Source organism: Streptomyces seoulensis, from assembly GCF_004328625.1.
Taxonomy (GTDB): domain Bacteria; phylum Actinomycetota; class Actinomycetes; order Streptomycetales; family Streptomycetaceae; genus Streptomyces; species Streptomyces seoulensis.
Genome location: NZ_CP032229.1, coordinates 923,509 through 936,170, shown reverse-complemented (window position 1 = coordinate 936,170; position 12,662 = coordinate 923,509). Strand labels below are relative to the sequence as shown.

Here is a 12,662-nt window from a genome sequence, read left to right as displayed (position 1 = left end):
TGCCCGGCCCGTCCGCCAAGGACAGGCAGGGTCTCCCCGGCTGCGGATGCGACCTCCCCTAACCCTGGTGAAGCCGTATTCGCATAAGAAACACGAGGTGTCGGTTCCATGGCGAACCAGTCCCGCCCCAAGGTCAAGAAGTCGCGTGCCCTCGGCATCGCGCTGACCCCGAAGGCCGTCAAGTACTTCGAGGCCCGCCCCTACCCGCCGGGCGAGCACGGCCGCGGCCGCAAGCAGAACTCGGACTACAAGGTCCGTCTGCTCGAGAAGCAGCGTCTGCGCGCGCAGTACGACGTGTCCGAGCGTCAGCTCGTCCGCGCCTACGAGCGTGCCTCCAAGGTCCAGGGCAAGACCGGTGAGGCCCTGATCATCGAGCTCGAGCGCCGCCTCGACGCGCTGGTCCTGCGTTCGGGCATCGCCCGCACGATCTACCAGGCCCGCCAGATGGTCGTCCACGGCCACATCCAGGTCAACGGCCAGAAGGTCGACAAGCCGTCCTTCCGTGTCCGTCCGGACGACGTCGTGCAGGTCCGCGACCGCTCCAAGGACAAGACGCTCTTCCAGGTCTCGCGCGAGGGTGGCTTCGCCGCCGACGGTGAGACCCCGCGTTACCTCCAGGTGAACCTCAAGGCCCTGGCGTTCCGCCTGGACCGCGAGCCGAACCGCAAGGAGATCCCGGTGATCTGCGACGAGCAGCTCGTCGTCGAGTACTACGCCCGCTGATCCCAGCCCCGGCGCAGCACCACGGCCCGCCGTCCCCCCGCCCTTCCGGCGGGCGGGACGGCGGGCTCGCGCGTTCCCGGCCTCCCCGCCGGCGCCCGGTAATCCGGTACGGAGCCCCGCCGGTGGCGCGATAGGCTCGGTGCACGACTTTATCGATGCTCAAGCACGTTTCAGGGAGCTGGTGCGCACAGTGTCCGGTGGAGAGGTTGCCGGGATCCTGGTGGCCGTCTTCTGGGCGATCCTGGTCTCCTTCCTCGCCGTAGCGCTGGCGAGGCTGGCCCAGACGCTCAAGGCGACCACCAAGCTCGTGGCGGACGTGACCGATCAGGCCGTCCCGCTGCTGGCGGACGCGTCCACGGCGGTGCGCTCGGCGCAGACCCAGATCGAGCGCGTCGACGCCATCGCCTCCGACGTGCAGGAGGTGACGTCGAACGCCTCCGCGCTCTCCTCCACCGTCGCCTCCACCTTCGGCGGCCCCCTGGTCAAGGTCGCCGCCTTCGGCTACGGCGTCCGCCGCGCGCTCGGCGGCCGCGACGAGGCCAAGCCCGCGAAGACGCCGCGCCGTACGGTGATCGTGGGCCGGACGGTCCCGGCCGCACGGCGGGGCAAGCGAAAGAAGGACTGAGGACCGCGATGTTCCGCCGTACGTTCTGGTTCGGCACCGGCGTCGCAGCCGGTGTGTGGGCCACCACCAAGGTCAACCGCAAGCTGAAGCAGCTCACCCCCGAGAGCCTCGCCGTCACCGCGGCCAACAAGGCACTGGAGACCGGGCACCGGCTCAAGGACGCGGCGGTCGGCTTCGCACTCGACGTCCGCGACAACATGGTCCAGCGCGAGGCGGAGCTGGAGGAGGCGCTCGGCATCCACGAGAGCCCCGCCCTGCCGGAGCCCCGGCGGATCACCGCCATCGAGAACAACAGCAGCACAGTGAAGTACATCGAGAACACGACGTACTCGTACAACCGGAATGAGGACCACTGATGGAGTCGGCCGAGATTCGCCGCCGCTGGCTGAGCTTCTTCGAGGAGCGCGGGCACACCGTCGTCCCTTCGGCGTCGCTCATCGCGGACGACCCGACTCTGCTCCTCGTCCCCGCCGGCATGGTGCCCTTCAAGCCCTACTTCCTGGGTGAGGTCAAGCCGCCCTTCCAGCGCGCCACCAGCGTGCAGAAGTGCGTGCGCACGCCCGACATCGAAGAGGTCGGCAAGACCACCCGCCACGGCACGTTCTTCCAGATGTGCGGCAACTTCTCCTTCGGCGACTACTTCAAGGAAGGCGCCATCAAGTTCGCCTGGGAGCTGCTCACCAGCCCCCAGGACAAGGGCGGTTACGGCCTCGACCCCGAGCGTCTGTGGATCACCGTCTACAAGGACGACGACGAGGCCGAGCGCATCTGGCACGACGTCGTGGGCGTGCCCAAGGAGCGCATCCAGCGCCTGGGCATGAAGGACAACTACTGGTCCATGGGCGTCCCCGGCCCCTGCGGCCCCTGCTCCGAGATCAACTACGACCGCGGCCCCGAGTTCGGCGTCGAGGGCGGCCCCGCCGTCAACGACGAGCGGTACGTCGAGATCTGGAACCTCGTCTTCATGCAGTACGAGCGGGGCGAGGGCATCGGCAAGGACGACTTCGAGATCCTTGGGGACCTGCCGAGCCAGAACATCGACACGGGCCTCGGCCTGGAGCGCCTCGCCATGATTCTGCAGGGCGTGCAGAACATGTACGAGATCGACACCTCGATGGCCGTCATCGAGAAGGCCACCGAGCTGACCGGTGTCGCCTACGGCGACGCCCAGGCCTCCGACGTCTCGCTGCGCGTGGTCACCGACCACATGCGCACCGCCGTCATGCTGATCGGCGATGGCGTCACCCCCGGCAACGAGGGCCGCGGCTACGTGCTGCGCCGCATCATGCGCCGCGCCATCCGCAACATGCGCCTGCTGGGCGCCGAGGGCCCGGTCGTCAAGCCGCTGATCGACGTCGTGATCGCCATGATGGGGCAGCAGTACCCCGAGCTGATCACCGACCGCGAGCGCATCGAGAAGGTCGCCGTCGCCGAGGAGAACGCCTTCCTCAAGACGCTCAAGGCCGGCACCAACATCCTCGACACCGCCGTCACCGAGACCAAGCAGTCCGGCGGAAGCATGCTCTCCGGCGACAAGGCGTTCCTGCTCCACGACACCTGGGGCTTCCCGATCGACCTCACCCTGGAGATGGCCGCCGAGCAGGGCCTCTCCGTGGACGAGACCGGCTTCCGCCGCCTGATGACGGAGCAGCGGGAGCGCGCCAAGGCCGACGCCCGCGCCAAGAAGACCGGCCACGCCGACCTCGGCGCCTACCGGGAGATCGCGGACGCCTCCGGCGCCACCGACTTCATCGGCTACAGCGACACCGAGAGCGAGACCACGATCGTCGGCATCCTCGTCGACGGCGTCTCCTCGCCGGCCGCCACCGAGGGCGACGAGGTCGAGATCGTGCTCGACCGCACCCCGTTCTACGCCGAGGGCGGCGGCCAGATCGGTGACACCGGCCGCATCAAGGTCGACACCGGTGCCGTCATCGAGATCCGCGACACCCAGAAGCCGGTGCCGGGCGTCTACGTCCACAAGGGCGTCGTCCAGGTCGGCGAGGTCACGGTCGGGGCCAAGGCCCAGGCGTCCATCGACGCCCGCCGCCGCAAGGCCATCGCCCGCGCCCACTCGGCCACCCACCTGACCCACCAGGCGCTGCGCGACGCCCTCGGCCCGACTGCCGCCCAGGCCGGTTCGGAGAACCAGCCCGGCCGCTTCCGCTTCGACTTCGGCTCCCCGGCCGCCGTCCCGACGGCCGTGATGACCGACGTCGAGCAGAAGATCAACGAGGTGCTCTCCCGCGACCTGGACGTGCACGCCGAGGTCATGGGCATCGACGACGCCAAGAAGCAGGGCGCCATCGCCGAGTTCGGCGAGAAGTACGGCGAGCGGGTCCGCGTGGTCACCATCGGCGACTTCTCCAAGGAGCTGTGCGGCGGCACCCACGTGCACAACACCGCCCAGCTGGGCCTGGTGAAGCTGCTCGGCGAGTCCTCCATCGGCTCCGGCGTACGCCGGATCGAGGCGCTGGTCGGCATGGACGCCTACAACTTCCTCGCCCGGGAGCACACGGTCGTCAACCAGCTCAGCGAGCTGATCAAGGGACGCTCCGAGGAGCTGCCGGAGAAGGTCTCCGCGATGCTCGGCAAGCTGAAGGACGCCGAGAAGGAGATCGAGAAGTTCCGCGCCGAGAAGGTGCTCCAGGCCGCCGCCGGGCTCGCCGAGTCCGCCAAGGACGTGCGCGGTGTCGCCCTGGTCGCCGGCCAGGTCCCGGACGGCACCACCCCGGACGACCTGCGCCGGCTGGTGCTGGACGTGCGCGGGCGCATCCAGGGCGGCCGGGCCGCCGTGGTCGCCCTGTTCACGGTGAACAACGGCAAGCCGCTCACCGTGATCGCCACCAACGACGCGGCCCGCGAGCGCGGCCTCAAGGCCGGTGAGCTGGTCCGTACCGCCGCCAAGACCCTCGGTGGCGGCGGTGGCGGCAAGCCGGACGTGGCCCAGGGCGGCGGCCAGAACCCGGCCGCCGTCGTCGACGCCGTCGACGCCGTCGAGCGCCTCGTCGCCGACACCGCGAAGTAGGCCGCCCGTCATGCGCAGAGGACGCCGGCTCGCGATCGACGTCGGGGACGCCCGGATCGGGGTCGCCTCGTGCGACCCCGACGGGATCCTCGCCACCCCGGTGGAGACGGTGCCCGGCCGGGACGTCCCGGCCGCGCACCGCAGGCTGCGGCAGCTGGTCGAGGAGTACGAGCCGATCGAGGTCGTCGTCGGGCTCCCTCGCTCCCTCAAGGGGGGCGAGGGCCCGGCGGCGGTCAAGGTGCGCGCGTTCACCCAGGAGCTGGCGCGGGGCATCAAGCCGGTGCCGGTCAGGCTGGTGGACGAGCGGATGACCACGGTGACGGCCAGTCAGGGACTGCGCGCCTCGGGCGTGAAGTCCAAAAAGGGCCGCTCCGTGATCGACCAGGCGGCCGCGGTGATCATTCTCCAGCAGGCGCTGGAATCCGAACGGGTGTCAGGTGCACCACCCGGTGAGGGCGTCGAAGTGGTCATCTGATCGCGGTGCGGTAACGTTCCGCGCGATGCGGCGGTGTTCGAACAGCCGCCGCACAGCAAGAGGCGGAACGGAAGCCGGTCCTGGAGCCGGGCGACCGTCGGCCTCCCGGCTCTAGGGGATCGATGACTGAGTATGGCCGGGGCCCAGGCACCGAACCGTGGCATCCGGAGGACCCGCTGTACGGGGACGCCGGGTGGGGAGCGCAGCAGGCCCACGCGGGTCAGCAGTACCCCTACGGCGGCCAGCCGCAGCACCCGCAGTACGACGGCTGGTCCCAGGACCAGCAGCCGCACTACGGGGGTCAGCAGTACCCGCAGTACGACGGCCAGGGCCAGCAGCACTTCGATCCCCAGCAGACCGGTCAGCACCCGCATCCCCAGCCGCACCAGGGCGGCTGGGACGCCACGGGCACGCACGGCCATGTGCCCTACGCGGCCGATCCGGGCGACCCCTACGGGCAGCACCCCGCCGCCTACGGCGCCGAGCAGCCCGACCTCTACGGCACCGAGGACGCCTACCCGCCGCCCCAGCCCCCCGGCCACCGGGACCCCCAGGGCGACGACGAGCCCCCGCTGCTGCCTCCGGAGGACGACGAGGTCCCGCCGGAGCGCTCCGAGCGGCGCGGCAAGGGCCGCAAGCCCGTCAAGAGCAAGAAGGGCCGCACCGGCTGCGCCCTGATGGTCGTCGTCCTCGTCTTCGGCGGCGGCCTCGGCGGCGTCGCCTACTTCGGCTACCAGTTCTACAAAAATCGTTTCGCCCCGGCCCCGGACTATGCGGGCAGCGGCAATGGCGAGACGGTGACGGTCGACATCCCCAAGGGCGCCGGCGGCTATGACATCGGCCGCAAGCTCAAGGAGGCGGGCGTCGTCCAGAGCGTCGACGCCTTCGTCTCCGCCCAGGCGGCGAACCCGAAGGCGAAGGCCCTCCAGGACGGCATCTACACCCTCCAGAAGCACATGTCCGCCGCCAGCGCGGTGGATCTGATGCTCAGCCCGAAGAGCCGTGACAACCTCGTCATCCCCGAGGGGAAGCGCAACATCTGGGTGTACGAGGCGATCGACACCCGCCTGAAGCTCGCCAAGGGCACGACGGCGAAGGTCGCCAAGAAGGACTGGAAGGACCTCGGGCTGCCCTCCTGGGCGAACAGCAACAAGCAGATCAAGGACCCGCTCGAGGGCTTCCTCTACCCGTCCAGCTACGCGGTGGCCAAGGGCATGAAGCCCGAGGACGTCCTGAAGAGCATGGTCGAGCGCTCCAACGAGCAGTACAAGCAGTACGACCTCGCGGGCAAGGCGCAGGACCTGGGTCTGAGCAGCCCGCTCCAGGTGCTCACGGTGGCGAGCCTCGTGCAGGTCGAGGGCAAGTACAAGCACGACTTCGGCAAGGTCGCCCGCGTCGTCTACAACCGCCTCAAGCCGGACAACGTCGAGACGGCGGGCCGGCTGGAGTTCGACTCCACGGTCAACTACCTGAAGGGCCAGAGCACCCTCGACGTCGGTTCGGTCGCCGATCTGCGGAAGATCGCCGACCCGTACAACACCTACGACATCAAGGGACTCCCGCCGGGCCCCATCAGCAACCCCGGCAGCGAGGCCATCGAGTCCGCGCTGAAGCCCACCCCCGGTCCCTGGTACTACTTCGTCTCGATCAACGAGAACGAGACGGTGTTCGCCGTCACCAACGAGGAGCACAACCGGAACGTGGAGAAGTACCAGGAGGCCCGGAAGCAGGCGGGCAACTGATGACGTCAGGAGCCACCGGCGGCCGCCGGGCCGCCGTGCTGGGCAAACCCATCGCCCACTCGCTCTCCCCGGTGCTGCACCGGGCGGCCTACGCCGAACTCGGCCTCGACGGCTGGTCGTACGACCGGTTCGAGGTCGATGAGGCCGGGCTGGACGGGTTTCTCGCGGGGATCGGGCCCGAGTGGGCCGGGTTGTCGTTGACGATGCCGCTCAAGCGGGCGGTGATGCCGTTGCTGGACGAGGTCAGTGAGACGGCGGCCTCCGTGGACGCGGTGAACACCGTGGTGTTCACGGAGGACGGCCGCAAGGTCGGGGACAACACCGACATCCCCGGCATGGTCGCCGCCCTGCGCGAGCACGGCATCGAGGAGGTGGAGTCCGCCGCCATCCTCGGCGCCGGCGCCACCGCCTCCTCCGCGCTCGCCGCCCTCGCCCGGATCTGCCCCGGTGAGGTCGTGGTGTACGTCCGCAGCGCCGCCCGCGCCGCGGAGATGCGGGAGTGGGGCGAGCGCCTCGACGTGGACGTCCGCACCGCCGACTGGGCGGACGCGGCCGAGGCCCTGCGCGCCCCTCTGGTGATCGCCACCACCCCCGCAGGCACCGCCGACGCCCTCGCCGGCTCCGTACCCGAGCGCCCGGCGACCCTCTTCGACGTGCTCTACGACCCCTGGCCCACCGAGCTGGCGGCCCGCTGGTCGATGTTCGGCGGTGCCGTGGTCGGCGGCCTGGACCTGCTGGTCCACCAGGCCGTGCTCCAGGTGGAACGGATGACCGGCCGCACCCCCGCCCCGCTGGAGGCCATGCGCCGGGCGGGCGAACGCGCCCTCGCCGCCCGCTGACCCGCCGCGTCCGCCCCGTGCCGGGGTCCCGAAATCCGGACCGAGGCCCGGATACCGGGCCCGGCGTGGGAGGATCGGAGGTGGCGGGCCGGGATCGCGCACCCGGTCGGGCCGCCGCCGTACGCGCGGACACGCGTAAGCGGGGCAGTACCGGGCGCGAAATCTGAGGAGCAACGTTGAGCAGGCTGCGTTGGCTGACCGCGGGGGAGTCCCACGGTCCCGCACTCGTCGCGACGCTGGAGGGACTTCCCGCCGGCGTGCCGATCACCACGGAGATGGTGGCGGATCATCTGGCGCGGCGGCGGCTCGGCTATGGGCGCGGCGCGCGGATGAAGTTCGAGCGTGACGAGGTCACGTTCCTCGGCGGTGTGCGGCACGGGCTCACCCTGGGCTCCCCGGTGGCGGTCATGGTGGGCAACACCGAGTGGCCGAAGTGGGAGCAGGTCATGGCGGCCGACCCGGTGGACGAGGAGGTGCTGGCCGGCTTGGCGCGCAATGCCAAGCTGACCCGCCCGCGCCCCGGTCACGCGGACCTCGCCGGCATGCAGAAGTACGGCTTCGACGAGGCCCGGCCGATCCTGGAGCGGGCCTCCGCGCGGGAGACGGCGGCGCGGGTCGCGCTCGGCGCGGTGGCGCGGTCGTACCTGAAGGAGACCGCCGGGATCGAGATCGTCAGCCACGTCGTGGAACTGGCCGCCGCGAAGGCGCCGTACGGCGTGTACCCGACCCCGGCCGATGTCGAGCGGCTGGATGAGGACCCGGTGCGCTGCCTGGACACGGACGCCTCCAAGGCGATGGTCGCGGAGATCGACCAGGCCCACAAGGACGGCGACACCCTCGGTGGTGTGGTCGAGGTGCTGGCCTACGGCGTCCCGGTCGGCCTCGGCTCGCACGTGCACTGGGACCGCAGGCTGGACGCCCGGCTCGCGGCCGCCCTGATGGGCATCCAGGCGATCAAGGGCGTCGAGGTCGGCGACGGCTTCGACCTGGCCCGCGTGCCCGGCTCCAAGGCGCACGACGAGATCCTCACCACCCCCGAGGGCATCAAGCGCGCCACCGGCCGTTCCGGCGGCACCGAGGGCGGTCTGACCACCGGTGAGCTGCTGCGGGTGCGGGCGGCGATGAAGCCGATCGCCACCGTGCCGCGCGCGCTGGCCACGGTCGACGTGGCCACCGGCGAGGCCGCGCAGGCCCACCACCAGCGCTCCGACGTGTGCGCGGTCCCGGCCGCCGGCATCGTGGCCGAGGCGATGGTGGCCCTGGTCCTCGCGGACGCGGTCGCGGAGAAGTTCGGCGGCGACAGCGTGGCCGAGACCCGGCGCAACGTCCGCTCCTACCTCGACAACCTGGCCATCGGATGAGCGCCGTGCCCGTGGTCGTCCTGGTGGGACCGATGGGCGTGGGCAAGTCCACCGTCGGACGGCTGCTGGCCGGCCGGCTGGGCGCCGCGTTCCGGGACACCGACGACGACATCGTGGCCGCCCAGGGCCGCACCATCGCCGAGATCTTCGTGGACGACGGCGAGGACGCCTTCCGCGCCCTGGAGAAGCGCGCGGTGGCCGAGGCGGTCGCCGGGCACGCGGGTGTCCTCGCGCTGGGCGGCGGCGCCGTCCTGGACGCGGACACCCGGGCGCTGCTGACGGCGCAGCGGGTGGTCTACCTCTCGATGGACGTCGAGGAGGCCGTGCGCCGCACCGGGCTGAACGCCGCCCGTCCGCTGCTCGCCGTCAACCCGCGCCAGCAGTGGCGCGCGCTGATGGAGGCCCGCCGCCATCTGTACGAAGAGGTCGCCACCGCCGTCGTGCCGACCGACGGACGCGGTCCGGAGGACGTCGCCCGAGCCGTCCTGGACGCACTGGAGTTGAAGGAAGCATGAGCGAGGCAGTCACCCGCATCCAGATCGCCGGGACCGCGGGCACCGACCCCTACGAGGTCCTGGTCGGCCGCCAGTTGCTGGGCGAGCTGGCCGGACTGATCGGCCCGAGGGCCAAGCGGGTCGCCGTCATCCACCCCGAGGCGCTCGCCGACACCGGCGACGCGCTCCGCGCCGACCTGGCGGAGCAGGGGTACGAGGCGGTCGCCATCCAGGTGCCCAACGCCGAGGAGGCGAAGACCGCCGAGGTCGCCGCCTACTGCTGGAAGGCGCTCGGCCAGTCCGGCTTCACCCGCACCGACGTGGTCGTGGGCGTCGGCGGCGGCGCCACCACCGACCTCGCCGGGTTCGTCGCGGCCACCTGGCTGCGCGGGGTGCGCTGGATCGCCGTCCCCACCACCGTGCTGGCCATGGTGGACGCGGCCGTCGGCGGCAAGACCGGCATCAACACCGCCGAGGGCAAGAACCTCGTCGGCGCCTTCCACCCCCCGGCCGGCGTCCTGTGCGACCTGGCCGCCCTGGACTCCCTCCCGGTGCACGACTACGTCTCGGGGCTCGCGGAGGTCATCAAGGCCGGCTTCATCGCCGACCCGGTGATCCTGGACAGAATCGAGTCCGACCCCCAGGCCGCTCGCACCCCGGCCGGACCGCACACCTCCGAGCTAATCGAGCGCTCGATCCGGGTCAAGGCCGACGTGGTCTCCTCCGACCTGAAGGAGAACGGCCGCCGGGAGATCCTCAACTACGGCCACACGCTCGGCCACGCCATCGAGAAGAACGAGCGGTACAAGTGGCGGCACGGCGCGGCCGTCGCCGTCGGCATGCACTTCGCCGCCGAACTCGGCCGTCTGGCGGGCCGGCTGGACGACGCGACCGCCGACCGGCACCGCGCGGTCCTGGAGTCCGTGGGCCTGCCCCTGCACTACCGCTACGACCAGTGGCCCAAGCTGGTGGAGGCGATGAAGGTCGACAAGAAGTCCCGTGGCGACCTGCTCCGCTTCATCGTGCTGGACGGCCTCGCCCGGCCGACCGTGCTGGAGGGCCCCGACCCGGCCGTGCTCCTCGCCGCCTACGGCGAGGTCGGCCAGTAGGTCCCGTACCGCCCGGTGTGCCCCGATTCCCCACCCGGGGCGGGCACTTCGCACCGCCCCCGGCCGTTTCACCGAATGACGGCCGGGGGCGGTACCGTTCGGTAGGGTGCGGGCTCCGTACCCGCCTTCCGGCGCCGAGTGCGTGTACGAGATGGAGTGGCAACGGATGCAGCACGCAGTGGGATCTCCGCTGCCGCCGCCCCACCAGCCGGGGCACGGGCCGCACACCACCTGGGCCGCGGGGGCGCCACAGGGGCCCGGCGTGCCACCGCCCGGCTTCTCGGGACCCGTACCGCCCGCGCCGCCGGCTCCGCCCGCGCAGGTCCCGGTCCCGCAGCAGCCCGCTCCCCACCAGCCCGCTCCGCAGCACCCGGTGGCCCCGCCGCCCGCGCCCGACGCCTCCGGGCATGTGAGGCTGCCGCCCGGCGGTCCCGTGGGCGTGCCCGCCGCGCCGCCCCACCTGACCGCGCCCGACCCCTCGGCCACCACGCTCGCCGTGCTGCTGATCGGCCCGGCGGGCGCGGGCAAGACCAGCGTGGCCAAGTACTGGGCCGACCACCGCCGGGTGCCCACCGCCCACATCAGCCTCGACGACGTCCGCGAGTGGGTCCGCTCCGGCTTCGCCGACCCGCAGACCGGGTGGAACGACCACTCCGAGGCCCAGTACCGCCTGGCCCGCCGCACCTGCGGCTTCGCCGCCCGCAACTTCCTGGCCAACGGGATCTCCTGCATCCTCGACGACGCCGTCTTCCCCGACCGCCCGGTGGTGGGGCTCGGCGGCTGGAAGCGCCATGTGGGCCCCGGCCTGCTCCCGGTGGTGCTGCTGCCGGGGCTGGACATCGTCCTGGAGCGCAACGCCGAGCGCTCGGGCAACCGCCGCCTCACCGACGAGGAGGTGGCCCGCATCCACGGCCGCATGGCCGGCTGGTACGGCTCCGGGCTGCCCATCATCGACAACTCCCAGTTGGACGTCCCGGGCACCGCGCGGGTGCTGGACGAGGTGCTGGGGCGCGCGATCACCAGCCCGCCGAACTGGTAGGGACACCGCCCGCACCCCACTCGGCCCTCGCCGACCGGCACAAACCGGACACAACTTCTACGCTCGTCTCATGTCAGAGGTGTACGCGACCCGCCGATCCCGGCTGAGGGAACGCTGCAACGCGGCCGGTACCGCGGCAGCGCTCATCTCCCGCCCCGCCAATGTGCGCTACCTGGCGGGCGCCGCGCCCCAGGGCGCCGTCCTGCTGCTCGGCAGAGACCAGGACCAGCGCGACCAGTTGGTGTGCCCCGTCCCGCCGGAGGACCGGCCGGCGGACGGGCGCCCCGACGAGTCCCTGGTCCTGCACATCCTGTCCACGCCCGGACGCGACCCGGCCGTGGCCGCCGCCGACCTGGCCGGGAACCAGGGCAGCGAGGCCCTCGCCGTGGAGGAGCACCACCTCACCGTGGCCCGCTACCGCGCCCTGGACGCCGTCGCGCCGAAGCTGCGGCTCGCCGGGCTCGGCACGGCCGTGGAGCAGCTCAGGCTGATCAAGGACGAGGAGGAGATCTCCTGCCTGCGCATCGGCGCCGAGATCGCCGACCAGGCCCTCGGCGAGCTGCTGGAGTCGATCCTGGTCGGCCGCACCGAGCGGCACCTCGCGCTGGAGCTGGAGCGGCGGCTGGTCGACCACGGCGCCGAGGGCCCGGCCTTCCCGACCTCGGTCGCCACCGGCCCCAACTCCGGCCGTCCGGGCCACCGCCCCACCGACCGGCGGGTGGAGGAGGGCGACTTCCTCTCCGTCTGCCTGGGCGCCGCCTACCGCGGTTACCGGTGCGAGATCGGCCGGACCTTCGTCATCGGCACCTCGCCGGCCGACTGGCAGGTCGAGCTGTACGACCTGGTCTTCGCCGCCCAACGGGCGGGCCGCGAGGCCCTCGTACCGGGCGCGGCCTGCCGTGACGTGGACCGGGCCGCGCGCCAGGTGCTGGACTCCGCCGGACACGGCGCGGCCCTCCAGGCGGCCACCGGACACGGCGTCGGGCTCGAAATCGACGAGGACCCGCAGCTCGCCCCCGCGGCCATGGGTAAACTTGACGCTTGCGTGCCGGTCACCGTCGAGCCGGGGGTCCACCTTCCGGGCCGGGGCGGAGTCCGGATCGATGACACGCTCGTCGTCCGCCCCGAGGCGGACGGCGGACCCGAGCTACTCACCATCACGACCAAGGAACTGCTCGCCCTGTAGACAGGAGCGTGCGCCGGGGTCGTACGTCAGTCCAGGAGATT

Annotated in this window: 12 protein-coding genes; all 12 read left to right on the top strand. The window is 71.8% G+C overall.

The annotated features are described in order from the left end of the window. The first annotated feature begins 108 nt into the window (after nt 1–108). Nucleotides 109–723, top strand: a complete 615-nt coding sequence (gene rpsD, locus D0Z67_RS04375) for a 30S ribosomal protein S4 (RefSeq protein WP_031180162.1) — start codon at nt 109–111, stop codon at nt 721–723. A 181-nt stretch (nt 724–904) separates the two neighbouring features. Further along, a complete protein-coding gene (locus tag D0Z67_RS04370; RefSeq protein WP_031180163.1) occupies nt 905–1,348 on the top strand; it encodes a DUF948 domain-containing protein in 444 nt (147 codons plus the stop codon). 8 nt (nt 1,349–1,356) lie between these two features. Then, nucleotides 1,357–1,704, top strand: a complete 348-nt coding sequence (locus D0Z67_RS04365) for a hypothetical protein (protein WP_030810645.1) — start codon at nt 1,357–1,359, stop codon at nt 1,702–1,704. Beyond that, entirely contained in the window at nt 1,704–4,376 is a 2,673-nt protein-coding gene (gene alaS, locus D0Z67_RS04360; protein WP_031180164.1) for an alanine--tRNA ligase, read from the top strand. The genes D0Z67_RS04365 and alaS overlap by 1 nt, the downstream gene beginning before the upstream one ends. A gap of 10 nt (nt 4,377–4,386) precedes the next feature. After that, nucleotides 4,387–4,851, top strand: a complete 465-nt coding sequence (gene ruvX, locus D0Z67_RS04355) for a Holliday junction resolvase RuvX (protein ID WP_031180165.1) — start codon at nt 4,387–4,389, stop codon at nt 4,849–4,851. Nucleotides 4,852–4,973: 122 nt separating this feature from the next. Next, nucleotides 4,974–6,593: an endolytic transglycosylase MltG gene (gene mltG, locus D0Z67_RS04350; RefSeq protein WP_199812149.1), complete on the top strand. Its 1,620-nt coding sequence runs from the start codon at nt 4,974–4,976 to the stop codon at nt 6,591–6,593. Then, nucleotides 6,593–7,432 carry a shikimate dehydrogenase gene (locus D0Z67_RS04345; protein WP_031180167.1) on the top strand — a complete coding sequence of 280 codons (840 nt, stop codon included), beginning with the start codon at nt 6,593–6,595 and terminating at the stop codon, nt 7,430–7,432. Before mltG ends, D0Z67_RS04345 begins: the two co-directional genes overlap by 1 nt. A 176-nt stretch (nt 7,433–7,608) precedes the next feature. After that, entirely contained in the window at nt 7,609–8,793 is a 1,185-nt protein-coding gene (gene aroC, locus D0Z67_RS04340; protein WP_031180168.1) for a chorismate synthase, read from the top strand. Then, nucleotides 8,790–9,308 (top strand): shikimate kinase, encoded by a 519-nt coding sequence (locus D0Z67_RS04335; RefSeq protein WP_031180169.1) that lies wholly within the window; start codon nt 8,790–8,792, stop codon nt 9,306–9,308. The genes aroC and D0Z67_RS04335 overlap by 4 nt, the downstream gene beginning before the upstream one ends. Then, nucleotides 9,305–10,396 (top strand): 3-dehydroquinate synthase, encoded by a 1,092-nt coding sequence (gene aroB, locus D0Z67_RS04330; RefSeq protein ID WP_031180170.1) that lies wholly within the window; start codon nt 9,305–9,307, stop codon nt 10,394–10,396. The genes D0Z67_RS04335 and aroB overlap by 4 nt, the downstream gene beginning before the upstream one ends. Nucleotides 10,397–10,562: 166 nt before the next feature. Beyond that, nucleotides 10,563–11,435: a Pro-rich N-terminal domain-containing protein gene (locus tag D0Z67_RS04325; protein WP_078873130.1), complete on the top strand. Its 873-nt coding sequence runs from the start codon at nt 10,563–10,565 to the stop codon at nt 11,433–11,435. A gap of 70 nt (nt 11,436–11,505) precedes the next feature. After that, nucleotides 11,506–12,621, top strand: coding sequence for an aminopeptidase P family protein (locus D0Z67_RS04320; RefSeq protein WP_031180172.1), 1,116 nt, complete (start codon nt 11,506–11,508; stop codon nt 12,619–12,621). The last annotated feature ends 41 nt before the right edge of the window (nt 12,622–12,662 follow it).

Coding starts and splice junctions, on each gene's coding strand:
- alaS (WP_031180164.1), top strand. CDS start 1,704: ATGGAGTCGGCCGAGATTCGCCGCCGCTGGCTGAGCTTCTTCGAGGAG.
- aroB (WP_031180170.1), top strand. CDS start 9,305: ATGAGCGAGGCAGTCACCCGCATCCAGATCGCCGGGACCGCGGGCACC.
- rpsD (WP_031180162.1), top strand. CDS start 109: ATGGCGAACCAGTCCCGCCCCAAGGTCAAGAAGTCGCGTGCCCTCGGC.
- D0Z67_RS04325 (WP_078873130.1), top strand. CDS start 10,563: ATGCAGCACGCAGTGGGATCTCCGCTGCCGCCGCCCCACCAGCCGGGG.
- D0Z67_RS04335 (WP_031180169.1), top strand. CDS start 8,790: ATGAGCGCCGTGCCCGTGGTCGTCCTGGTGGGACCGATGGGCGTGGGC.
- ruvX (WP_031180165.1), top strand. CDS start 4,387: ATGCGCAGAGGACGCCGGCTCGCGATCGACGTCGGGGACGCCCGGATC.
- D0Z67_RS04345 (WP_031180167.1), top strand. CDS start 6,593: ATGACGTCAGGAGCCACCGGCGGCCGCCGGGCCGCCGTGCTGGGCAAA.
- D0Z67_RS04320 (WP_031180172.1), top strand. CDS start 11,506: ATGTCAGAGGTGTACGCGACCCGCCGATCCCGGCTGAGGGAACGCTGC.
- D0Z67_RS04365 (WP_030810645.1), top strand. CDS start 1,357: ATGTTCCGCCGTACGTTCTGGTTCGGCACCGGCGTCGCAGCCGGTGTG.
- mltG (WP_199812149.1), top strand. CDS start 4,974: ATGACTGAGTATGGCCGGGGCCCAGGCACCGAACCGTGGCATCCGGAG.